Here is a 22,897-nt window from a genome sequence, read left to right as displayed (position 1 = left end):
CTCCACGCGCTCACCACGCTCACCGCGCTGACGGCCCCGCGGCCGGTACGGGTCCTCGTGTGGGCCCGCCGGCGCGGGCCGCCAGGACGCTTGCCGCATCACAGTCGCTTGGCCCCCTTGATGCGCGCGAGCTTGCCCTTGCCGGGCTTGGCCAGCAGGTCGCTGCGCGGGCTGGCGATCCGGGCCGACTTGCCGATACGGATGGTCTTGCCGATACGGGCCGGCTTGCCGGAGCGGGCCGCCTTGCCCCAACCGCCGGAGCCGCCCGCGCCGGAGCCGGGCGAGAGCCAGCTCAGCGAGCGGTCCCCGCCGGAGGAGGTGCCGCCGCCGTCGCTGAGCGGGTGGTTCTCGGTGCGCCGGGCCAGCGCCATCACCAGCGGTACGACGAACGGCGCGAGCAGCAGGTCGTACAGGGCGGCGGTGAACAGCAGCTTGCCGAGCCCGACGTGGCGGGCCGCGTCGTCGCCGACGAGCGCGCCGACGGCCGCGTACAGCAGCGTGGCGCCGATCGCCGCGCCGACGACCACGAGCATCGGCCCGGTGGCCGAGCGCGGCTGGCCCTTCTCCGGCTTGGCGAGCCCGGCCAGGTAGCCGATGACGCACAGCACGAGCGCGTACCGCCCGGCGGCGTGGTCGGCCGGCGGGGCGAAGTCGACCAGGAGGCCGGCGCCGAAGCCGGTGAGGGCGCCCGCGGTGTGCCCGTAGCCGAGGGCGAGCCCGAGGACGACCAGGAGCAGCAGGTCGGGCACGGCGCCCGGCAACTGGAGCCGGGCCAACACGGTGACCTGGATGATCAGGGCGACGACCACCAGGAAGGCCGAGAGGACGATGCGTTTCACTGGGCTACGCCTCCGGGCGTCGCGTTCGCGCTGGGGGTGACGGTGACGGTGACCTTGGGCACCGGCTTCTTGGCGGGCTTGGGCGGCAGCACCTCGTCGCGCGGGTTGGTGCGCGGCGGCTTGACCACGATGCCGACGATGTCGAGCTTGGTGAAGCCGACGTACGGGCGGACCTGAACCGTGCGGGTGAGGTCGCCGCGCGAGGGGTCGACCCGGACCACCTCGCCGACCGGGACGCCGGGCACGAACGGGCGGTCGGCGCGGGAGCCGAAGGTGACCATGCGGTCGCCCTTCTTCACCTTGGCCTTGCCGTTGAGGAGTTGCACGCGCAACGACCGGTCGCCCTGGCCGTTCGCGAAGCCGATCTCGCCGCTCTTCTCCAACCGGGTGCCGACGGTGAAGTCGGGGTCGTTGGCGAGCACCACGGTGGAGGTGGACGGGCCGACCGTGGTGATCCGGCCGACCAGGCCGTCACCGTTGATGACGGTCATGTCGCGGGCGATGCCGTCGTTGCTGCCCGCGTCGATGGTGACGGTCCAGGAGAAGCCCTGGGCCGCCCCTATCGCGATGACCTCGGCGCCCTTGATGCCGTACTGGCCTCGGCCGGCGGTCTTGAGCATCTTGTCGAGTTCGGCGGCGCGGGCGCGGTTGCGGTCGTCGCTGCCGAGTCTGTGCTTGAGTGCGGCGTTCTCGCGCTCCAGTGTGCTGATGCGATCGTGTCGCTCGTCCGAGTCCCGTATGGCGGCGATCGCGTTGCCGACCGGGTCGACGGCGGTGGCCACGGTGTCCTCGACCGGGCCGAAGACCGTCTGGGCCGCCGTGCGCGGTTTGTCGAGCGGGGAGTCCTCGCCACCGCGGATATCCACAGTGATCAGTGCGAACGCGATGGCGACCAGCAGCACTAGTAGCAGCCGGCTCTCTCGGGTGTCCCTCACGTACGGCGGCCGTGCCTTCCTCGTCGGACCGGCCGGTTTCGGGTCGGCGGCCGGTCGGGGCGTCCTACCTCAGTGCGAACGCTGTCCGTACGGACCGCGTCATGAGCTGGAGTGGTCCTGATACGTACCGCGCGGGTCTCCGGCGTACGGATGACGCGGGGCGCGTGGTACCGGTGATGGGCGGTGCGGTGGTGCGGTGGTACGAGGTGTGTGCTGTGGAGCTGGGCTTTTGCGACCCATTATGCGGGGGTTCCGCCGCGTCGGGACGCGGCTACCCGCGCGGCGGAACGCGTTCACCCAACCGTTGGTTCAGCGTCGCGGCTGCGAGTCGAGCACCTGCTGGAGGGCCTCGAACTCCTCCACGCACTTGCCCGAGCCGAGGGCCACCGAGTCCAGCGGGTCCTCGGCGATGTGGATGGGCATCCCGGTCTCGCGGCGCAGCCGCTCGTCGAGCCCGCGCAGCAGCGCGCCGCCGCCGGTGAGCACGATGCCGCGGTCCATGACGTCACCGGACAGCTCGGGCGGGCACTTGTCGAGGGTGGTCTTGACGGCGTCGACGATCGAGTTGACCGGCTCCTCGATGGCCTTGCGGACCTCGGCGGCGGAGATGACGACCGTCTTGGGCAACCCGCTGACCAGGTCACGACCGCGGATCTCGGTGTGCTCCTCCTGGTCGGACTCGTACGCCGAACCGATGGTGATCTTGATGCTCTCGGCGGTGCGCTCGCCGAGCAGCAGGCTGTACTCCTTCTTGATGTGCTGGATGATCGCGTTGTCCAGCTCGTCGCCGGCCACTCGGATGGACTGTGCCGTGACGATTCCGCCGAGCGAGATGACGGCGACCTCGGTGGTGCCGCCGCCGATGTCCACGACCATGTTGCCGGTGGCCTCGTGCACCGGCAGGCCGGAGCCGATCGCCGCCGCCATCGGCTCCTCGATGATGTGCACCTGGCGCGCCCCGGCCTGGGTGGACGCCTCGATGACGGCGCGCCGCTCGACACCGGTGATGCCGCTCGGCACGCAGACCACGACGCGCGGCCGGGCCAGATAACGGCGCTTGTGGATCTTAAGAATGAAATAGCGGAGCATCCGCTCAGTGATCTCGAAGTCGGCGATAACGCCATCCTTCAGGGGCCGCACGGCGACGATGTTCCCCGGCGTACGGCCGATCATCTTCTTGGCTTCCGCGCCCACCGCGAGAATCCCGCCGGTGTTGGTGTTGATCGCGACAACAGAAGGCTCGTTGAGGACGATCCCGCGGCCTCTGACGTAAACCAGCGTGTTGGCGGTCCCGAGGTCGACAGCCATGTCACGGCCGATGAACGACATGTTGTTCCCCATGAGGATGCGTCTGGCCTTCCCAACTTGAGCGAATGCTTGCTTGAGGTAGGCGTGATGTGTGCGCTTACGAGGCGCGGAAGGTTCCATCGTAGTCTCGCTCGCCGCGGTAGAGCGCGAGGGAGCCTCCGCCATTGTCGGCGGAACACGGGTCCGTCCCCTACTTATGGAGACGTCGTGTCGCGGCGATGCGTTCCCTCAAACGATGGGCATATGCCAGGGGACAACCGGAAAAATACGACCGCCCCCTGGGCAACCGGGTTCACCCACGTGGGTCGGGTGAAGAGACCCGACGGATATCCGACGTCTCGTCAGGCGAGACCGGGAAAGAAAATCTTCATCTCCCGTTCGGCCGACTCCTCGGAGTCGGAGGCGTGAATGAGGTTCTCGCGCACGATGGTGCCGAAGTCGCCCCGGATGCTGCCGGGAGTGGCGGCGATCGGGTCGGTCGGGCCGGCCAGCGTGCGCACGCCCTCGATCACCCGCTCGCCCTCGACCACCAGGGCCACGGCCGGCCCGGAGGTCATGAACTCCATGAGCGGCTCGTAGAACGGCTTGCCCACGTGCTCGGCGTAGTGCTGCTCCAGCACCTCGCGCTCCAGGGTCCGCAGCTCCAGCGCGGCGATCCGCCACCCGGCCTTGTTCTCGATGCGGCCCAGGATCTCGCCCACCAGACCGCGCCTGACCGCGTCGGGCTTGAGAAGGACGAGGGTGCGCTGGCTCATGATCGCGGCTCCTTGGGAGTGTGACGGGGGTTGGTGCGCCCGAGGCTACAGGGGGCGCGCCCCCGGCCCGCACCGGGCCCGGCCATGATCCACGTCGAGGCGTCGCGCGCGGCCGGCCGGGGCCACGCGCGACGCGCCCGCGGCGCTGCGCGGGTTACGCGGAGTCAGACGCCGGGCGCGCCGCGTCCGCTTCCGGTGCCGCCGCCCGCTGCCGCGGCGCCCTGGCCTCGCCGGCCGCGCCGGGCTCACCGACCTCGCTACCCTCACGCGCCTCGCCGGCGCCGCCGGGCTCCCCCGCGTCCCCGGTCTCGCCAGCGTCCCCGGTCTCCCCCGCGTCCCCGGCCTCGCCGGCCGCGGCGCGCGTCTCGGCCAGCTCGCGGGCCGCCTCGTCCATCGCCGCGAAGCGCGCCTTGGCCTCGTCGATGTGCCGCCCGTAGTGGATGGAGGCCCACCACAGGCCGGCGAACGCCAGGCCCAGGACGAACATCACCGGCACCACGAAGCCGCTCAGCACCAACCCGACCTGCAACGCCCAGCCGACCTGGAGCGCCCACGGCCAGCGCAGCATCCCGGACAGCAGCACGCACAGGCCCATGGCGATGCCACTGACCGTCCACACCGTGCCCATGGACAGGTCGGAGAGCTTCATGGCGACCAGGCCGGCGAAGCCGATGACGAAGAACTCGCAGATCAGGGTGGACGCACACAGCGTGCGCAGCGTTCGCATGCTCTTACTCCCTTCCCAGGAGCAGCCGGGCCTCGCCCACGGTGATGACGGAGCCGGTGATCAGCACGCCGGCGCTGGAGAACTCGCCCTCCTCCTCGGCGAGCGTGACGGCGACGTCGATCGCCTCGTCCAGCCTCGGCTCGACCTGCACCCGGTCGGGCCCGAAGACCTCGACGGCGACGGCCGCCAGCTCGTCCACGTCCAGCGCCCGGTCGTGCGCGTACCGCGTCACCACGATCTCGGTGAACAGCGGCTCGAACGCCTCCAGCAGGCCGCGCACGTCCTTGCCCGTGCTGCACGCGACCACGCCGATCAGCCGGCTGAAGGCGAACGCCTCGCTGACCGCCTCGGCCGCGGCCCGCGCGCCCCCCGGGTTGTGCGCCGCGTCCAGCACCACGGTCGGGCTGCGGCGCACCACCTCGAGCCGGCCCGGCGAGCTGACGCCCGCGAGCGCCGCCCGGACCGTGTCCAGGTCGAGCGTCCTGGCGTGCTGCGAGCCGATGCCGAAGAACGCCTCGACGGCGGCGAGCGCCACGGCCGCGTTGTGCGCCATGTGCGCGCCGTGCAGCGGGAGGAAGAGGTCCGGGTACTCGCCGCCGAGGCCGCGCAGCGTCAGGAGCTGGCCCCCGACCGCGACCTCCCGGCTCAGCACGCCGAACTCCATGCCCTCCCTGGCCACCGTGGCATCCACCTCGACGGCCCGCTTGAGCAGCACCGACGCGGCCTCCACCGGCTGTTGGGCGAGGACCACCGTGGCTCCGGCGGCGCCGTCGGCCCCGTCCAGGGCCTTGATGATCCCCGCCTTCTCGGTGGCGATCGCCTCGTGCGTGCCGCCCAGCCGGTCCGTATGGTCCAGCGAGATCGGGGTGACCACGGCGACCGCCGCGTCGATGACGTTGGTCGCGTCCCAGGTGCCGCCCATGCCGACCTCGACCACCGCGACGTCCACCGGCGCGTCGGCGAACGCCGCGTACGCCATCGCCGTCAGCACCTCGAAGAAGGAGAGCCGGAACTCCTGCTGGGCGTCGGTCATCTCCACGTACGGCTGGATGTCGCGGTAGGTCTCGATGAACCGCTCGGCTGAGATCGGGGCGCCGTCCAGGCTGATCCGCTCGGTGATCGACTGCACGTGGGGGCTGGTGTACCGCCCGGTGCGCAGCTCGAAGGCGCCGAGCAGGGCCTCGATCATCCGGGCCGTGCTGGTCTTGCCGTTGGTGCCGGTGATGTGGATCGCCGGGTACGCGCGCTGCGGCTCGCCGAGGATGTCCAGGACCGCCTTGATGCGCTGCACCGACGGGTCGAGCTTGGTCTCCCCCCAGCGGCTGGCCAGCTCCGTCTCGACCTCGCGCAGCGCGCGGTCCAGCTCGGGGTCCTGGGGACGGGACGGCACGCCGTCGTCCTGGGGCGGGCCGGCCTGGGCGCGCAGGGTGCGACTTCCCGCCTCGATCACGGCAAGGTCGGGGTCGCGCTCGGTCTCGGCCTCAATGATCTCGTCGAAGGCGTCGAGCCCGTCGGGCTCGGATTCGTCACTCGGGGGGCGCTCACTCACGGCGCCAGTCTACGAGGCGGGTCGGACACCGGGCGCGCGCCCGGCCCCGCACGCGCGCGAGGGGCCCCGCACCACGTTCGGTGCGGGACCCCTCGTACGGGTTACGCGTGCTCCTGCCGTTCGGCCCGCCGGACGGCTACGCCTCGGGCAGCGCCGCGAGCTGGGCCGTGATGCGGACGATGTCCTCCTCGGCCGTGGCCAGCCGCTTGCGGATCTTGTCGACCACCGGCTCCGGCGCCTTGGCGAGGAACGCCTCGTTGCCGAGCTTCCCGGTCGCCTGCGCCTTCTCCTTCTCCGCCGCGGCCAGGTCCTTGGCCAGCCGCTTGCGCTCGGCCGCCACGTCGATGGTCCCCGACAGGTCGAGCGCCACCGTCGCGCCCACGACCGGCAGCGACGCGGTCGCCGTGAAGCCCTCGCCCTCGGGCTGGAGCCGCAGCAGCGAGCGGATCGCCGCCTCGTGCGGGGCGAGCGCGGTGCCCGTCAGGTCGAGCCGGGCCGGCACCCTCTGGCCCGGCTGGAGCCCCTGGTCGGCCCGGAACCTGCGGACCTCGGTGACCAGCTCCTGGACCACCGCGATCTCCCGCTCGGCCGCCGCGTCCCGGAAGCCGCTGTCGGCCGGCCACTGCGCGACGACGAGGGACTCGCCCCCGGTCAGCGCGGTCCACAGGGTCTCCGTGACGAATGGGACGAGCGGGTGCAGCAGCCGCAGTGTCACGTCCAGGACCTCGCCGAGCACCCGCCGCGAGACGTCGGCCGCCGGGCCACCGGCCTGGAAGGTGGTCTTGGACAGCTCCACGTACCAGTCGAAGACCTCGTCCCACGCGAAGTGGAACAGCGTGTCCGAGAGCTTGGCGAACTGGTAGTCGTCGTAGTACGCGTCCACCTCGGCGACGACCGTGTTCAGCCGGGAGAGGATCCACCGGTCGGCCGCCGACAGCTCCTCGGGGGCCGGCAGCGGGCCCTCGACCGTGGCGCCGTTCATCAGCGCGAAGCGCGTCGCGTTCCAGATCTTGTTGGCGAAGTTCCGCGAGCCCTGCACCCAGTCCTCGCCGATCGGCACGTCGGTGCCGGGGTTGGCGCCACGGGCCAGGGTGAAGCGGACGGCGTCGGAGCCGTAGGTGTCCATCCAGTCCAGCGGGTTGACCGCGTTGCCGAAGGACTTGGACATCTTCTTGCCGAACTGGTCGCGGACCATGCCGTGCAGCACGATCGTCTGGAACGGCGGCGTGCCGTCCATCGCGTACATGCCGAACATCATCATCCGCACGACCCAGAAGAACAGGATGTCGTAGCCGGTGACCAGGATGGAGTTCGGGTAGAACTTCTCGACGCTCTCGGTCCGCTCCGGCCAGCCGAGCGTGGAGAACGGCCACAGGCCGGAGGAGAACCAGGTGTCCAGGACGTCGGTCTCCTGGTGCCAGCCCTCGCCCGTCGGCGGCTCCTCGTCCGGGCCGACGCAGACCATCTCGCCGTTCGGCCCGTACCAGACCGGGATGCGGTGGCCCCACCAGAGCTGGCGCGAGATGCACCAGTCGTGCAGGTTGTCCACCCAGTCGAAGTACCGCTTGGTCATCTCCTCCGGGTGGATCGCGACCCGCCCGTCGCGCACCGCGTCGCCGGCGGGCTTGGCCAGCGGGCCGACCTTGACCCACCACTGCATCGAGAGCCTGGGCTCGATGGTCGTCTTGCAGCGCGAGCAGTGCCCGACGGAGTGCTTGTACGGGCGCTTCTCGGCGACGACGCGGCCCTCGGCGCGCAGCGCGCCGACGATGGCGCTGCGCGCCTCGAAGCGGTCGAGCCCCTGGAACGGGCCGTGCGCGGTGATCACGCCGCGCTCGTCCAGGACGGCGGGCGCGGGCAGGCCGTGCCGCTGGCCGATCTCGAAGTCGTTCGGGTCGTGGGCCGGGGTCACCTTGACCGCGCCGGTGCCGAACTCCGGGTCGACGTGCGCGTCGGCGACGACGGGGATACGGCGGCCGGTCAGCGGCAGCTCGATCTCGGTGCCGACCAGGTGCCGGTAGCGCTCGTCGTCCGGGTGGACGGCGACCGCGGTGTCACCGAGCATCGTCTCGGCGCGCGTGGTGGCCACCACGACGGACGCCTCGCCCTCGCCGTACCGGATCGAGACCAGCTCGCCGTCGTCCTCCTGGTACTCCACCTCGATGTCGGAGATGGCCGTCAGACAGCGCGGGCACCAGTTGATGATGCGCTCGGCGCGGTAGACCAGCTCGTCGTCGTAGAGCTTCTTGAAGATCGTCTGGACGGCGCGGGAGAGCCCCTCGTCCATCGTGAAGCGCTCGCGCGACCAGGCGACGCCGTCGCCGAGGCGGCGCATCTGCCCGGAGATCTGGCCGCCGGACTCGTCCTTCCACTGCCAGACGCGCTCGATGAACGCCTCGCGCCCCAGGTCGTGCCGCGACTTGCCGTCCTTGGCCAGCTCGCGCTCCACGACGTTCTGCGTCGCGATGCCGGCGTGGTCCATGCCGGGCTGCCACAGCGTCTCGAAGCCCTGCATCCGCTTGCGGCGGGTGGCGGCGTCGATCAGCGTGTGCTCGAAGGCGTGGCCCAGGTGCAGGCTGCCGGTGACGTTGGGCGGCGGGATGACGACCGTGAACGGCGGCTTGTCGCTCGCCGCGTCCGCCTCGAAGTAGCCACGCTCTACCCAGCGCTCGTACAGCTTCCCCTCTACGTCGGCCGGCGCGTACTGGGTCGGCAGTTCGGGGGCGGGGCTGTGGTGCCCGTCGTGCGGGCGCTGAGTGTTGTCGGTCACGGGCCGATTCTACGGTCCCGGCGCAGGCTGTTACGAACCCGTTGCGCGCCCCGGGGTGAGGGCGCCTCACGGCGTCCGGGAGGATGCTGACTGAGGCGCGACTGTCGCGCGTGGCCTTCGACACACCGGGGAGACGCCCTATGAGCCACCACCAGCCGCAGTCAGGCCCCTACGGCGAGCAACCGGGGCCGTACGGCAACGCTGGTGGCCAGCCGCAGGCACCCAACCCGTACGCGGGCCAACCCGGTTACGGCTACCCCGCCGCCCCTGGCCCGCAGGGCCAGCCGGCCCAACCCGCGCAGCCCGGCGGCTACGGCCACCCCGCGCCCCCACAGCAGCCGAACCCGTACGCCCAGGGCGGCGGCTACGGCCAGGGCGGCTACGGCCAGCCTGCCCCGCAGCAGCAGCCACCGGCGCAGCCGAACCCCAACCCGTACGCCCAGCCGGGCCCGCCGTACGCGCACGGCCCCTACGCCCAGCAGCAGCCCGCCTATCCGCAGCAGCCGACGCAGGCCACGCAGTCGATGCACTCGGTGCAGCCGCAGCCCGGGCCGTACGGGCCGCCGACCGCGGGCGGCAGCGGCGGGGGGCGGCGCGGGAAGACGGGGCTGGTCATCGGCGCGGCCCTCGCGGTGGTGGCCGCCGCGGTCGGCGGCTACCTGCTCCTCGCCGGGGGCGAGGACACCGCGTACGAGCTGAGCACGCCGCAGACCGTGGCGGGCGACTACCAGCGCGTCGGCGAGGGCAAGGACGAGAGCAACCTGACCCCGGCGGGCAAGGCGCAGCTCAAGGAGATGCCGGTGGTCGAGGACGCGCACCCGGTCTCGGCCAACTACCAGACGCCCGGCCAGAAGAAGCTCCAGTTCAGCGGCGTGTGGGGGAAGGTGACCGACCCGAACCGGGCGGCGGACCTCGCGCTCGCCGTCATCACCAAGGCGCTCGTCGAGGACGGCACGGCCGAAACGGTCGGCAGCCCGCAGAAGTTCTCCCCCGACGGCTTCGACGGTGACGTGCTCAAGTGCCAGGAACTGAAATTCACCTCTCCCAAGGGAGCCATCACGGCCCCCGCCTGCGTCTGGGGTGACGAGAGCACCGTCGGCGTGACGGTCATGGCGGACCCGGCGGCCCTGGTCACCGGCGCCGGCATGACGTTGAACGAGGCGGCGGGGCTCGCCGCCGAGGTCCGCTCGGACGCCCGCGTCGAGGCCGGCTGACCGGCCCGCGAGCGGAGTCCGCGCGACCCCGCCGGCACCACGGCGGCCGGGGCCCGTCCACCCGAGGCCCCGGCCCCTCCCACGCCGTGCCCAACCACCGCTCCTACCAGCCGCGACACCGTACGCAGCAGAACGAGGGAACCCATGAGCTACCACCAGCCCGGCCCCTACGGCCAGCAGCCCCAACAGCCCCCACAGCCGGGGCCCTACGGCCAGGGCGGCGCGGCTGGAGACCCGGGCTACGGCTACCCGCCCCAGCCGCCCCAGCCCGGCCCCTACGGGCAGCCCCCGCAGGGCTACGGGTACCCGCAGCAGCAGCCGGGCCCGTATGGGCAGCTGGGCCAGTACCAGCAGCCGGGCCCGCCGATGCCGCCGCAGGGCGGGGGCAACAGGAACAAGACGGTCGGCATCGTCGTGGGCGCGGTCGTGGCCTGCGCGGCGGTCGTCGGCGCGGTCCTGTTGTTCAACGGGGGCGACGGTGACGACGATTCGGCCAAGAACAAGAAGAAGGACACCGTCGTCGGCGACACCGGCGGCCAGCAGGGTTCGGGCGGGACGGGCGGCACCGACGAGACCCAGCCGGAGGTGACCGAGCCGGCCCAGCGGTACAAGCTGACGACGCCGCTGACGGTCGCGGGCGACTTCCAGCGCAAGGGCACACCGCAGAACAGCACCGGCCCGGACGGCGAGGAGCCGACGGGCTTCACCACCGAGGGGTCGGTCTCGGCGGAGTACCACCAGGGAAACACCAAGAGGCTCACCCTCGTCGGCGCGTACGGCACGTCCACCGACCCGGAGGGCAGCGTCGACTGGTACTTCCAGAAGATGCGCACGAGCGGGAGCGCCGAGCCGCAGGGGACTCCACAGGAGTTCACCCCGACCGGCCTCGACGGCGTCGTCGTCAAGTGCCAGGTGGTCAAGACGAACTCGGTGCCCATCCAGACGTGCGCCTGGGGCGACTCCAGCACGCTCGGCTCCGTCATCTACGGCGACCCGGCCCTCGTGACCAACCCCGGCGCCGCGGACCTCAGCGCCGTCGCCGACGTCACCGCCCAGGTCTACAAGGACGCCCGCGCGCCGAAGTGAGGCAACCGCCTCCCCACATGACATACCGTCACGCGCGAGGGGCGCCCGGCCGGTTGGCCGGGCGCCCCTCGCGCGTCACTCAGTCAGGTAGCGCGCTACGCGCTCTTCTCGTGCCGCTCGTCCTTGCCGACGATGCGCGGCTCACGCGGCACCAGGGTCGGGTTCACGTGCGAGTGGACGACCTCTTCGGTGATGACGACGCGAGCCACGTCCTTGCGGGAGGGCACCTCGTACATCACCGACTGGAGGACCTCCTCCATGATGGCGCGCAGGCCACGGGCGCCGGTGCCGCGCAGGATGGCCTGGTCGGCGATGGCCTCCAGGGCCGGGCGGTCGAACTCCAGCTCCACACCGTCGAGTTCGAACAGCCGCTGGTACTGCTTGACGAGCGCGTTGCGCGGCTCGACCAGGATCTGGAGCAGCGCCTCGCGGTCGAGGTTGTGCACCGAGGTGATGACGGGGAGCCTGCCGATGAACTCGGGGATCATCCCGAACTTCACCAGGTCCTCCGGCATGACCTCCTGGAACTGGTCGCTGGCCTCGATCTCGCGCTTGGAGCGGATGGTGGCCCCGAAGCCGATGCCCTTGGCGCCCGCCCGCGACTCGATGATCTTCTCCAGGCCGGCGAACGCACCGCCCACGATGAACAGCACGTTCGTCGTGTCGATCTGGATGAACTCCTGGTGCGGGTGCTTGCGTCCGCCCTGCGGCGGGACGGAGGCCGTGGTGCCCTCCAGGATCTTCAGCAGCGCCTGCTGCACGCCCTCGCCGCTGACGTCGCGGGTGATCGACGGGTTCTCGCTCTTGCGGGCGACCTTGTCGATCTCGTCGATGTAGATGATCCCGGTCTCGGCCTTCTTGACGTCGTAGTCAGCGGCCTGGATCAGCTTGAGCAGGATGTTCTCGACGTCCTCGCCCACGTACCCCGCCTCCGTGAGGGCGGTGGCGTCGGCGATGGCGAACGGCACGTTGAGCATCCGGGCCAGCGTCTGCGCCAGCAGCGTCTTGCCGGAGCCGGTCGGGCCGAGCAGCAGGATGTTGGACTTCGACAGCTCGATGCCGTCGTCGCGGCTGCTCGCGGCCTCGCCCGCCTGAACGCGCTTGTAGTGGTTGTAGACGGCCACCGAGAGCGCCTTCTTCGCGGCCTCCTGGCCGACGACGTAGCCCTCGAGGAACTCGTAGATCTCGCGCGGCTTGGGAAGCTCCTCCCAGCGCACCTCGGAGGTCTCCGCGAGCTCCTCCTCGATGATCTCGTTGCAGAGATCGATGCACTCGTCGCAGATGTACACACCGGGGCCTGCGATGAGCTTCTTCACCTGCTTCTGGCTCTTCCCACAGAATGAGCACTTGAGCAGGTCGCCGCCGTCACCGATGCGTGCCACGAGGTGCTTCCCCTTCGCCTGGGATCTGCAACGCTTGCGCAGACCCGGGTGCTTGCCTATCGACGGTACCTTGCCGGGGCCCCCGTGCGGGCCCCCCTTGGAGCGACTCGATCCACACGGCATCGAGTGCACGCCAAGGGGGACCGCTCCCGACGCGGCGGGATCAAACCGAAACGGAACTCTTGCGGGTCGAGACGATCTGGTCCACCAGACCGTACGCCAGCGACTCCTCAGCGGTGAGGATCTTGTCGCGCTCGATGTCGTCGCGGATCTTCTCGATCGGCGTCGTGGAGTGCTTGGCCAGCATCTCCTCGAGCTGCGAACGCATCCGCAGGATCTCGTTGGCCGCGATCTCCAGGTCGGAGACCTGGCCACGGCCGGTCTCGCTGTACGGCTGGTGGATCAGGACGCGGGCGTTGGGCAGCGCCATCCGCTTGCCGGGCGTGCCGGCCGCGAGCAGCACGGCCGCGGCGGACGCCGCCTGTCCCATGCACACCGTCTGGATGTCGGGCTTGACGAACTGCATCGTGTCGTAGATAGCCGTCAGCGCGGTGAACGAGCCGCCGGGCGAGTTGATGTAGATCGAGATGTCGCGGTCGGGGTCCATCGACTCCAGGCACAGCAACTGCGCCATGACGTCGTTCGCGGAGGCGTCGTCGATCTGGACGCCGAGGAAGATGACCCGCTCTTCGAAGAGCTTGGCGTACGGGTCGTACTCGCGCACGCCCTGCGAGGTGCGCTCCACGAAGCGCGGGACGACGTACCGGGACTCGGCGACCGGGCCCTGGTACAGACCGCTACCGGCGTTGTTGTTCATCTGCGTGTTCACCATCCTGATGGCGTTCGGTGGGCTGGAAGTGGACGCTCGGGTGCCGCTCAGGCCCCGGTCCCGCCGCCGCCCGGAACGCTCGCGGCGGAGGCCATGACGTCGTCGATCAGGCCGTACTCCTTGGCCTCCTCGGCGGAGAACCAGCGGTCGCGGTCGGAGTCGCGGGTGATCTGCTCGACGGTCTGGCCGGTGTGGAAGGCGGTCAGCTCCGCCATCCGCTTCTTCGTGTGCAGCAGCCGCTCGGCGTGGATCTTGATGTCGGAGGCCGAGCCCGCCAGGCCGGCGGAGGGCTGGTGGATCAGGATCTCGGCGTTCGGCAGCGCGAACCGCTTGCCCGGGGTGCCCGCGCTGAGCAGGAACTGACCCATCGAGGCGGCGAGGCCCATGGCGATGGTGACCACGTCGTTCGGGATGAACTGCATGGTGTCGTAGATCGCCATGCCGGCCGAGATGGAGCCGCCCGGGCTGTTGATGTAGAGGTTGATGTCCTTGTCAGGGTCCGCGGCGAGCAGGAGCAGCTGCGCGGTGATCTTGTTGGCGATGTCGTCGTCGACCGGCTGGCCGAGGAAGATGATCCGCTCCCCGAGCAACCGGTTGTAGACCTGGTCGCCGAGGCCGCCACCGACGGTCGGCTCGCCGGCGGCGGAAGGCATCAGATTCGTCACGTATCCACCTGCTCGTTGATTCGACGGCCGCGAGCCGTCTCAGCGTCTTCGTGCGGACAGGGGTCAAGCGGCGCCTGGAGCCCGCCCCTCACGCTCCGGAGGCTTCCCGGAGCGCCACCCCCGCCCTCGTATCTACGGACCCTAACGCGCAGGTCGGACAACGCCATCCCGCATCCGGAACTGTTCGCTGTGAGCGCAGGCTCCGGGGCGCTGTGCGCCCGGTGGAGCGCCGGTCGACCCGTGTGCCGGCCGGCAAAGGCGAACGGGCCCCGCCGGGCCGGCGGACGGCCGCACAGCCCCGCCCGGCCGCCTTCCGGCACCGGGCCGTGGCCCCGGTGCGACGCGGTCGTACGGGTGTGCGCAGGGGGTCCCGGCCTTTCGACCACGGGTCGGCACGCGCCGGCCCGGGCGGGCGGGGGGACGGACACGGGTCCGGACGCGTGTGCGTCCGGACCCGTGCCGTGGTGTCCCGCGCCGGGATCAGGCCGGGGCTCAGCCCTCGGTCTTCTCCTCGGCCTTCTCGTCAGCCTTCTCCGCGGCCTTCGCGTCGGCGGCCTCGTCGGCCTTGGCCTCCGGCGCGTCGGCGCCCTCGGCCGCCTCCTCGCCACCGGCCTCGACGGTCTCGGCGGTCTCGTCCTCGTCGTCCAGGTCGACGACCTCGCCGTTGGTGTCGGTGACCTTGGCGGCCTCGACCACGACCGCGAGCGCCTTACCGCGGGCGACCTCGCCGACGAGCATCGGCACCTGGCCACCCTCGACCACGGCCTGCGCGAACTGGTCGGGGCTCATGCCGGAGGACTGCGCGCGGCGCATCAGGTGCTCGGTCAGCTCTTCCTGGCCGACCTGCAGCTCCTCCTTGCTGACCAGCTCGTCCAGGAGGAACTGGGTCTTGATGCCCTTCTCCGCCTGCTCCTTGGTCTCGGTCTCGAACTCTTCCTCGGTCTTGCCCTGGATCTCCAGGTACTTCTTGAGGTCGAGGCCCATCTGACCGAGCTGGTGGTTGACCAGGTTGTGCTTGCGGGTCTCGATCTCGTCCTGGAGGAGCTTCTCCGGGATCGGGATCTCGGCCAGCTCCAGGAGGGCGTCGAGCACCTTCTCCTGGGCCTGGGTGGCCTGCTCGTACTTCTTCATCTGCTCAAGGCGCTTGCGGCTGTCGGCGCGCAGCTCCTCCAGCGTGTCGAACTCGCTCGCCAGCTGCGCGAACTCGTCGTCCAGCGCGGGCAGTTCGCGGGACTTGACCTCGGTGACCTCGACCTTGACCTCGGCCTCCTTGCCCTCGGCGGAACCGCCCTTGAGTTCGGAGGTGAAGGTGGCGGAGCCGCCGGCGGAGACGCCGGTGACGGCCTCGTCGATGCCGTCCAGGAGCTGGCCCGAGCCGATGGTGTACGAGACGCCCGAGGCGACGCCGTCCTCCAGCACCTCGCCGTCGACCCTGGCCTCAAGGTCGATCGTGAGGGTGTCGCCCTCGGCGGCGGGGCGGTCGACCACGGAGGTGGTGGCGAAGCGGTCACGGAGCTGCTCGACCGACTTGTCGACGTCCTCGTCGGAGACCTCGACCGCGTCGACGGTGACCTCGATGCCGGAGTAGTCCGGGATCTCGACCTCGGGACGGACGTCCACCTCGGCGGTGAAGGCCAGCAGCTCGCCGTCCTTCAGCTCGGTGATGTCGACCTCGGGCTGGCCGAGGACGTTCAGCTCACCCTCGTTGACCGCCTCGGTGTAGAACTTCGGGAGCGCGTCGTTGACGGCCTCCTCCAGCACGGCGCCACGGCCGAACCGCTGGTCGATGACCCGGGCCGGGATCTTGCCCTTGCGGAAGCCCGCCACCGTGACCTGCTGGTTGATCTTCTTGTACGCCGCGTCGAGGCTGGGCTTGAGCTCCTCGAAGGGCACCTCGACAGTGAGCCGAACCCGAGTCGGGTTCAGGGTCTCCACGGCGCTCTTCACGGTTCGGTCTCCTTGGGGCTGACTTCTTGGGGTCTTCTGGTTCTTCTGAGTGTGGCTCTTCATGTGCGTGCCTGCGCGTGCTGCGACGTGTGGATGGTGCAGCGACGCTGCGGATCGCGCCCCTTGGCGAAGCGCCCGCCGTGTTACCAGGGGATACCAGGGGCGGGCCCATTCCCGTCATCACAGACACAGGCGCGCAGCTTGCATAGTAACCGCAAGCGAGAGCCGCCCCCTAACGGGATCATGCCCGTTCACAGCCGCCGCCCGAGACCCGGTCGGACCCACGGCGAAACGGGGCGGAACGGCGCCGACGGGCTGCGCCGTACGAACGACACGCCGCCCGGACCGTGGCCTGGGCGGCGTTCGAGGTGATGCTGGTCGGGGTGGCCGGATTCGAACCGACGACCTTCCGCTCCCAAAGCGGACGCGCTACCAAGCTGCGCCACACCCCGCCGGTGCGACACGTAGGGTACATGCCGATCGGACTGTCGGCTGCCACTTATTCCGGCGATCAGGCGAAGTGTGCGCAGGGCGGGGCTGACCCGCTACGATGCACCTCGTGCCACGGCCGGGCCCGCGAGGGCTCGTACGGGCCGGTGTTTTCGGTGGTCGCCACGGCGATCGCCCCACCTCACCGGTGGCGCGCGGGCGTAGCTCAATGGTAGAGCCCCAGTCTTCCAAACTGGCTACGCGGGTTCGATTCCCGTCGCCCGCTCCACTGCCTGCCCAACGGCCCGGCGTGCGGATCTTCCGCCGCCGGGCCGTTGGCGTTGCGAGCCGCTGTTCGGACCATCCGGCCGCTCGCGCGCGGTCGCGACCCCCGGGGATGTCGGGCGGCGCGGACGGTGTACGGCGAGGGGGCCACGGCGCCCGCGCTGGCGCTCCGCCGTGTTTGGGCCGCGCGGGGCGGGGGACTCGACCGCGGCGACGTGGCGTGAGACGGCCCGCGGACCGGCGGGCCCGCGGGAGGGGATGCCCGGTGCGCGAGGTGACGACGCGGCCCGGCGGGCGCGAAACCGAAGAATCGGGACACCTGAGAGACGAGTGGCCAGTTGCTCGTGTACTGACCCTTGTGCCGGGGGCGCGACGTGGGGAGACTCCCACACACCCCGGCCCTCCCCGGCCGACCGGCGTACGCGGCCCGGCGCCGGACGCGGGGGCGGCCCGCTCGCGCCGTGACGTACGCCGGTGACGTACGGAGAGCAGGCCGCACGCTCCGCCGCGTCACGCCCTCGCGGGCGCACACGGCGGACGCGGGAGGCCGGCTAGAACTCGATGTCGCTGATGCCCTCGGCCACGTTGTCCAGGAACTCCTGGATGTCCGGGGAGGCATCGGTCGAGGCGAGGAGGAAGCCGAAGAGCATGGCGACGAGCATGGGCCCTGCCTTGATCTTCCCAGCCCTGAAGATAAACGCCAAAATTATGCCAACCAGCAGCACAACAGACAGGGAAATAACCACGACTGATCCCTCGCCCTCGGTCGCAACACGTCTCTCCGGCCCGGGGAGGAGCACGGCCCCGCACACCCCCACCTGAACCATCGTGCCACCAAGTGAGTGATGGTTGGAGCCAGGTGACGAATCATTGGCCAACCGCGCATGCTGCTCGGACGGCCCTTCCGGGCTTCGATCGGGGGGCCCGAATCGCCTCCGGGAGTGATGGCAGGCCCGGATCTCGGGGGTACGGGGCGGTTCGGCGCGGCTCGGGTGTCCGATACACACCGCATAAATTCGGCCGGATCTCCTACCCTGGTGCCCCTTACAACGACATTGCTAACGGGAATTCTGCATATCTTCAACGCGCCATGAATCTGCGGACAAACTGCCCGTAAGCGTTGAAATTCCCGCCTCTTCCGCCAGCGTTGGACAACCCTCGCCAAGAGGGCCAATGCCGCGCGCCACAGGGCGAGTTGCCCTGCCCATGCTCGCTCGGAGAGACCACCCACGCGCGCTCGGTTGGCGCCCCGCCGGGGCCGAAGCGGGACTGGTACGCGTGCGAACAATGCGCAGTGGAAATTTCTAGCAAAGTTTTACCCATTCCTGGGGTGGCCACTATGGCGCCTCAGATGTTCGGCACCACCACCCCCGCCTCCCCCGGTGAGAGCGCGGTCCGCCAGCCCTGACGGGGCGCACCCACAGGTGCGGCCGGCCGGCTCTACCGCAGCGACAGCGTCCAGGAGTTGGGCGCGGCGCCGAGGACCAGGCCGGGGCTGACGCTCGGTCTGTTCGGGTGCCCGGCGGTGCTGGTGGTCTGCTTCCTCGCCAAGGCGCGCTCTTCGGCGGGTGGGCGGAGGCCCGTCCGTGGCCGCGGGGGCCGCCGCTGGGTGAGGTGGTGGTGACGGTGGTGGTCGGGCTGGTGGTCGCGGCGTCGCGCACGCCCCTGGTGCGATGGGCGTTCCGCTTTGCGATGGAACCGACGATGGCGTGGGGGTTCCGCGCCGGCCCGGCCGAGACCCGTCGGCGGCCACCGCGCGCGGGTGGCTGAAGCGACGCGGTGCCCAGGGGGCGCCCGGCGACGGTCGCGCGCCCCGGGCGCCGTGGGCCCGGGGCGCGGTGGCCCCGGGCGCCGGGCTCGGCATGCTCGGGCGCGATAGGCCCGGGCGCCGGGGCCCGGAGCGCGATGGGCCCGGCGCCGCCGCCCGGTCAGCCCTCGGCCGCCGGCCGGTCCTCGCTGTGCGGCCGATCCACGGTGTCCGGTCGGTTCTCGGTGTCCGGCCGGTTCTCGGTGTCCGGCCGGTTCTCGGTGTCCGGCAGTCCGAGGAGTTGTCGGGTGCGGGCGTACTTCGCGCTCAGCCGCTCCCGGGTCGCGGGGTCGAGCCGGGCCAGTCGGGCCGGGTCCGCGTTGTGGGCCACGTCGGCCGCCTTGATGAGCACGGCGCCCGGGGTGGCCCGCAGCCGGGCCGCGTACGCCTCGAGGGGCTCGCCCTGACGCTTGGTCATCGCGTCGATCAGCTCCTTGGTGTGTGGCGTCAGCGGGGCGGTGGCCAGCCAGCCGTCGGGCACGACGCCGTCCTCGAGGGCGTCGTGCAGCCAGGCCGCCGCGATCTGCTCGTCGTCGCCGCCGCGCTCGCGGACCCCGTGGGCGACGGCGGCCAGGTGCTCCACGTACGGGATGCCGGCCTTGTCGGTCTGGCCCGCGTGTGCCCTACGGGCGAGCGCCTCGACTTCCTCCAGTGTCAGCAGCGACATCTCGTGTCCTCACTCCGTGACCTGTGACCTGTGATCTGTGACGGCGGTTCGGGTACCCACTCTCGCCGGTCACACCTTCCGGGCGGGCGCCGGGCGGGTGGTCACTGCTTCTCGCCAGCGCCGACCATGCTCGTTCGGCGCAGCGCGAGCCGGGCCGGGAGTGTGCTGGACAGCAGGCCGACCAGGAGCGCGGCGCCGGCGAACGCCGCGTACAGACCCGGGGGGACGTACGGGCTGGCGCCGGTGATGCCGCGCGTCATGGGATTCAGCGTGATCAGCGCGATGGCGGTCCCGATGGCGACGCCCGCGGCGCCCACGAGCAGCGCCTCCCAGCGGATCATGCCGAGCACCTGGCGTCTCGTGGAGCCGATCAGGCGTAGCGTGCTCAGCTCTCGGCGGCGGTCGAGGACGGTCATGACCAGGGTGTTGGCGGCGGCCACGGCGGCGAACCCGCCGAGTACGGCGGCCATGGTGGTGTTGGCCCAGACGTTGATCTCGCGGTCCTTGTCCTGTGCCTCGGCGTACCCGTCGCGGTCGGTGACGGTGCCGAGCGGGGCCAGCGCGGCGGCGACCCGGTCCGGGTCGCTGCCCGGGGCCCGCTGGACGAAGACGTCCGTGTCGTAGGCGGCGGTCACGTGCGGGGCCAGCGCGGCGCGGGGCAGGGTGAGTTGGGCGACGCCGAGGCCACGGCCGTAGACGGCGACGACCTCGGGCCTCGCGGCCGAGCCGTCGGGCAGCACGATCTGGAGCCGGTCGCCGACCTCGACGTCGGCCGCGTCGGCGAGCAGCGCGTCCACGGCGACGGTGCCGGGGCGGCCGATGGCGGACTGGTCGCCGGTGCGTACGTCCAGGTCCTGCACGGTACGCAGCGCGTCGCCGGTGGCCGAGACGCCCTGGGCCGCGGCGCTGGTCAGCATGCGGGTCTCGCCGGAGCCGGTCGGGACAAGCACGCCGGCGCGCAACAGACCGACGGCGGTCCGCACGCCCGGGGTGCGGGCGGCGCGGGCGGCGGTGTCGGCGGGCAGGCCGTCGGGGGCGGAGACGATGTGGTCGGCGACGATGCCCGCGCGGCGCTGCTCGCTCCGGGCGTGGTCCTCGCTGGTGTGCAGGAAGACGAGGGTCGAGGAGAAGGCCATGGCCAGCACGATCGGAGTGATGGCGGAGGCCAGTCGGCGCGAGTTGGCCCGGGTGTTGGCGGCGGCCAGGCCGGCGGAGGCGCCGCCGGCGCGCAGCGGCAGGCCGATCAGCCAGGCGCAGAGGCGGGCGATGACCGGGCCGAGCAGGCTGACGGCGAGCATGAAGAGCATCACGACGCCGAGCGCGAGGTTGGCCGCGTCGTCGCCGCTCTCCCCCGCCGCGACGCGCGCCAGCACGACTCCGCCGACCAGGGCGCCGACGCCCAGCACCGTACGGATGACGCCGGGCCTGAAGCGTTCGACGGCGGCCTCGCTGAGCGCCTGGCCGGGCTTGATCCTGGCCGGGCGGCGGGCGGCGAGCAGCCCGGCGAGTACAGCGGCGAGCAGGCCCGCGCCGACCGCGCTGACGAGCGGTATCCAGGAGACGTGCAGGCGCACAGGCTCGGGTATGGCGCCCTTGTCCTGGAGTTGGCCGAACCACCAGTGGGCCAGGGCGATGCCGGGCAGGCAGCCGACGGCGCCGGCGACCGGCGCGATCAGCAGGGCCTCGGTGGCGATGGAGCGGCGGAGTTGGCGCGGGGTGGCGCCGATGGCGCGCAGCAGGGCGAACTCGCGGGAGCGCTGGCCGACGCAGAGGGTGACCGTGCCGGCCGCGGTGAAGACGGCGACCATGGTGGCGACGCCGCCGAAGCTGCCGCCGAGGCCCATCAGGACCTCCTTGGCCTCGGCGACGCCGGGCTCCTCGACGCCGCCCCGGTCGTCGCCGGTGTGCACCTTCGCCTTGCCGGCCACGGCCTGCCTGACCTGGTCGGCGAGGTCGGCGGTCGAGGTGCCGGGGGCGGCGAGCACGGCCACCGCGTCGATCTTGCCGGGGTGCCCGGAGAGGGCGACGGCCCGCTGGTCGGTGAGCCAGGCGGTGGGCGCCCGCAGGGCGGCGCGGGTCGCGGGCTTGGCGATGCCGGAGACCTCGAAGCGGTGCGCGCCGTCCGCGGCGGTGAGGGTGACGTGGTCGCCGACGCTGGCGCGCAGGGCGCGGGCGGTGGCCTGGTCGAGCACGACCTCGTGCGCGGTGCGCGGCGCGGCGCCCTGGGCGAGGTCGCCGCCGGTGAAGGCGGTGGAGCCCCAGCCGTGGGCGGTGACGGCACCCGTGCTGGTGCGCAGGGGGTAGCTGACGTCGGGGATGGCGGTGGCGACGCCGGGGGCCGCGGCGATCTCGCTGACGAGGGCGGCGTCGAGGCGGGCCGCGTCGGGCACCAGCTCGCTTCCGTCGTCGCCGTCGTCGCCGCCCCCGTCGGTGAGGCGCGCGTGCTGGTCGGCCGCGGCGACCACGGGCACGTCGGCGTAGCGCTGGGGCGGCGCGGAGGCGCGTACGCCGCTCTCCAGCAGGATGCCGCAGGCGGAGACGATGAGCGCGGCCATCATCAGCGCCACGAAGGTGCCGGCGAACGCGGCGGGCTTGAAGCGGACGGCCGCGCGGGCCAGGCCGTTGGTCAGGGAGCGCCCGGTCATGCCGCCGCACCCGCCATCGGGTGGTGCGCGGCGGGGCGGGTGCGGGCGGTGAGGGCGGTCATGCGCGCGGCGACCTGGTCGGCGGTGGGTCGGGCGAGCTGGTCGGCGATGGCGCCGTCGGCCAGGAACAGCACCCGGTCGGCGTAGCTGGCGGCGGTCGGGTCGTGGGTGACCATGACGACGGTGGCGGACAGGGTGTCGACGGCCTGCCGGAGCAGGGCGAGCACCTCGGCGGCGGTGCCGGTGTCCAGGGCGCCGGTGGGCTCGTCGGCGAAGACCACGTCGGGCTGGGTGACCAGGGCGCGGGCGATGGCGACCCGCTGCTGCTGGCCGCCGGAGAGCTGGCCCGGGCGGCGTCCGGCGTGCGCCTCGAGGCCGACCTGGGCGAGCACCCGGGCGGCGGCCTTCCGGTCCGGGCGGCGTCCCGCGAGCCGCATCGGGAGCAGCACGTTGTGCTCGACGGTCAGCGAGGGCAGCAGGTTGAACGCCTGGAAGACGAAGCCGAGGCGGCTGCGGCGCAGCGCTGTGAGCTTGTTCTCGTTCATCTCGGTGATCTCGGTGCCGCCGAGCCGCACGGAGCCGGCGGTGGGCCGGTCGAGCCCGGCGGCGCACTGCAGGAAGGTGGACTTGCCCGAGCCGGAGGGGCCCATGACGGCGGTGAAGCTGCCACGGGGCAGGGCGAGGTCGATGCCGCGCAGCGCGTGCACGGCGCCCGAGCCGCGCCCGTACTGCCGGCGCACGCCGCGCAGTTCGATGGCCCACTCGCCGCCCGGGGCGCCGGGCGGGTACGGTGGCGGCCCGTCGGCCGGCGTCGCGGTCCGGGGCCGCGCCGGCGCGCCGTACGGGCCGCCGGGTCCGGGGCCGTACGGGTCGCCCGTGGGGTGCCCGGTGCCGGCCGGCCCGGGTGTGGCGTGCCCCTCGGTCCGCTTGGTGCGACGCCTGTTCCGCAGCCCCATCGCCTGTTCCGTCCTTCGCTGGTCGTGGCGCGGTGGAGCGCCGTCGGTGCGCTGGCGTGGGCGCCGTCGGTCTGCGCCTCACGTGGTCTTTCAGCACCTCGA

General features: G+C 71.9%; 16 protein-coding genes, 2 tRNA genes and 1 pseudogene. 3 read left to right on the top strand and 16 right to left on the bottom strand.

Annotation, left to right across the window (positions count from 1 at the left end):
* Positions 1-98: 98 nt before the first annotated feature.
* The 7 genes and pseudogenes from mreD to OYE22_RS23700 form a co-directional block, all read right to left on the bottom strand.
* Positions 99-839, bottom strand: a complete 741-nt coding sequence (gene mreD, locus OYE22_RS23730) for a rod shape-determining protein MreD (protein WP_277322283.1) — start codon at positions 837-839, stop codon at positions 99-101.
* Positions 836-1,774, bottom strand: a complete 939-nt coding sequence (gene mreC, locus OYE22_RS23725) for a rod shape-determining protein MreC (RefSeq protein ID WP_277322282.1) — start codon at positions 1,772-1,774, stop codon at positions 836-838. The genes mreD and mreC overlap by 4 nt, the downstream gene beginning before the upstream one ends.
* 309 nt (positions 1,775-2,083) lie before the next feature.
* Complete coding sequence (locus OYE22_RS23720; RefSeq protein WP_277324289.1) at positions 2,084-3,103, bottom strand: rod shape-determining protein; 1,020 nt, start codon at positions 3,101-3,103, stop codon at positions 2,084-2,086.
* Between the two features lie 320 nt (positions 3,104-3,423).
* Positions 3,424-3,837, bottom strand: coding sequence for a nucleoside-diphosphate kinase (gene ndk, locus OYE22_RS23715; protein WP_176161598.1), 414 nt, complete (start codon positions 3,835-3,837; stop codon positions 3,424-3,426).
* 385 nt (positions 3,838-4,222) lie between these two features.
* Positions 4,223-4,555, bottom strand: a pseudogene (locus OYE22_RS23710) (DUF4233 domain-containing protein); the annotation flags it as partial.
* Between the two features lie 13 nt (positions 4,556-4,568).
* Positions 4,569-6,113, bottom strand: coding sequence for a folylpolyglutamate synthase/dihydrofolate synthase family protein (locus OYE22_RS23705; protein WP_277322281.1), 1,545 nt, complete (start codon positions 6,111-6,113; stop codon positions 4,569-4,571).
* Between the two features lie 136 nt (positions 6,114-6,249).
* Positions 6,250-8,883 (bottom strand): valine--tRNA ligase, encoded by a 2,634-nt coding sequence (locus OYE22_RS23700; protein ID WP_277322280.1) that lies wholly within the window; start codon positions 8,881-8,883, stop codon positions 6,250-6,252.
* A gap of 140 nt (positions 8,884-9,023) precedes the next feature.
* Here OYE22_RS23700 and OYE22_RS23695 point away from each other — a divergent pair, with 140 nt between their 5' ends.
* Together OYE22_RS23695 and OYE22_RS23690 are read left to right on the top strand one after the other, a co-directional pair.
* On the top strand, positions 9,024-10,097 hold the full coding sequence (locus OYE22_RS23695) for a hypothetical protein (protein ID WP_277322279.1): 1,074 nt from the start codon (positions 9,024-9,026) through the stop codon (positions 10,095-10,097).
* Positions 10,098-10,241: 144 nt separating this feature from the next.
* Positions 10,242-11,183 (top strand): hypothetical protein, encoded by a 942-nt coding sequence (locus OYE22_RS23690; protein WP_277322278.1) that lies wholly within the window; start codon positions 10,242-10,244, stop codon positions 11,181-11,183.
* Between the two features lie 95 nt (positions 11,184-11,278).
* Here the strand turns inward: OYE22_RS23690 and clpX are convergent, their stop codons facing one another.
* The 5 genes from clpX to OYE22_RS23665 all read right to left on the bottom strand — a co-directional run bounded on the left by clpX (position 11,279) and on the right by OYE22_RS23665 (position 16,458).
* On the bottom strand, positions 11,279-12,565 hold the full coding sequence (gene clpX / locus OYE22_RS23685) for an ATP-dependent Clp protease ATP-binding subunit ClpX (protein ID WP_176161603.1): 1,287 nt from the start codon (positions 12,563-12,565) through the stop codon (positions 11,279-11,281).
* A 163-nt stretch (positions 12,566-12,728) separates the two neighbouring features.
* Positions 12,729-13,394 (bottom strand): ATP-dependent Clp protease proteolytic subunit, encoded by a 666-nt coding sequence (locus OYE22_RS23680; RefSeq protein ID WP_277324288.1) that lies wholly within the window; start codon positions 13,392-13,394, stop codon positions 12,729-12,731.
* Positions 13,395-13,441: 47 nt separating this feature from the next.
* A complete protein-coding gene (locus OYE22_RS23675; RefSeq protein ID WP_269475461.1) occupies positions 13,442-14,059 on the bottom strand; it encodes an ATP-dependent Clp protease proteolytic subunit in 618 nt (205 codons plus the stop codon).
* 492 nt (positions 14,060-14,551) lie between these two features.
* Entirely contained in the window at positions 14,552-16,006 is a 1,455-nt protein-coding gene (tig, locus tag OYE22_RS23670; RefSeq protein ID WP_277322277.1) for a trigger factor, read from the bottom strand.
* A 375-nt stretch (positions 16,007-16,381) separates the two neighbouring features.
* A tRNA-Pro gene (locus OYE22_RS23665) sits at positions 16,382-16,458 on the bottom strand.
* A 192-nt stretch (positions 16,459-16,650) separates the two neighbouring features.
* On the opposite strand from OYE22_RS23665, the gene OYE22_RS23660 reads away from it, so the two are divergent.
* Positions 16,651-16,724 (top strand) — tRNA-Gly (locus tag OYE22_RS23660).
* Between the two features lie 547 nt (positions 16,725-17,271).
* On the opposite strand, the gene OYE22_RS23655 is transcribed toward OYE22_RS23660, so the two are convergent.
* The 4 genes from OYE22_RS23655 to OYE22_RS23640 form a co-directional block, all read right to left on the bottom strand.
* Positions 17,272-17,466, bottom strand: a complete 195-nt coding sequence (locus OYE22_RS23655; RefSeq protein WP_176166046.1) for a hypothetical protein — start codon at positions 17,464-17,466, stop codon at positions 17,272-17,274.
* A 1,182-nt stretch (positions 17,467-18,648) separates the two neighbouring features.
* Positions 18,649-19,194 carry an HD domain-containing protein gene (locus OYE22_RS23650; protein WP_348652239.1) on the bottom strand — a complete coding sequence of 182 codons (546 nt, stop codon included), beginning with the start codon at positions 19,192-19,194 and terminating at the stop codon, positions 18,649-18,651.
* A 101-nt stretch (positions 19,195-19,295) separates the two neighbouring features.
* Positions 19,296-21,839, bottom strand: coding sequence for an FtsX-like permease family protein (locus OYE22_RS23645; protein ID WP_277322276.1), 2,544 nt, complete (start codon positions 21,837-21,839; stop codon positions 19,296-19,298).
* On the bottom strand, positions 21,836-22,795 hold the full coding sequence (locus OYE22_RS23640) for an ABC transporter ATP-binding protein (protein ID WP_277322275.1): 960 nt from the start codon (positions 22,793-22,795) through the stop codon (positions 21,836-21,838). The genes OYE22_RS23645 and OYE22_RS23640 overlap by 4 nt, the downstream gene beginning before the upstream one ends.
* Positions 22,796-22,897: the final 102 nt, after the last annotated feature.

This window comes from Streptomyces sp. 71268, assembly GCF_029392895.1.
Taxonomy (GTDB): Bacteria; Actinomycetota; Actinomycetes; order Streptomycetales; family Streptomycetaceae; genus Streptomyces.
This window is presented reverse-complemented; position numbering and strand designations above follow the sequence as displayed.

Coding starts and splice junctions, on each gene's coding strand:
- ndk (WP_176161598.1), bottom strand. CDS start 3,837: ATGAGCCAGCGCACCCTCGTCCTTCTCAAGCCCGACGCGGTCAGGCGC.
- OYE22_RS23645 (WP_277322276.1), bottom strand. CDS start 21,839: ATGACCGGGCGCTCCCTGACCAACGGCCTGGCCCGCGCGGCCGTCCGC.
- OYE22_RS23650 (WP_348652239.1), bottom strand. CDS start 19,194: ATGTCGCTGCTGACACTGGAGGAAGTCGAGGCGCTCGCCCGTAGGGCA.
- OYE22_RS23720 (WP_277324289.1), bottom strand. CDS start 3,103: ATGTCGTTCATCGGCCGTGACATGGCTGTCGACCTCGGGACCGCCAAC.
- OYE22_RS23640 (WP_277322275.1), bottom strand. CDS start 22,795: ATGGGGCTGCGGAACAGGCGTCGCACCAAGCGGACCGAGGGGCACGCC.
- OYE22_RS23690 (WP_277322278.1), top strand. CDS start 10,242: ATGAGCTACCACCAGCCCGGCCCCTACGGCCAGCAGCCCCAACAGCCC.
- OYE22_RS23695 (WP_277322279.1), top strand. CDS start 9,024: ATGAGCCACCACCAGCCGCAGTCAGGCCCCTACGGCGAGCAACCGGGG.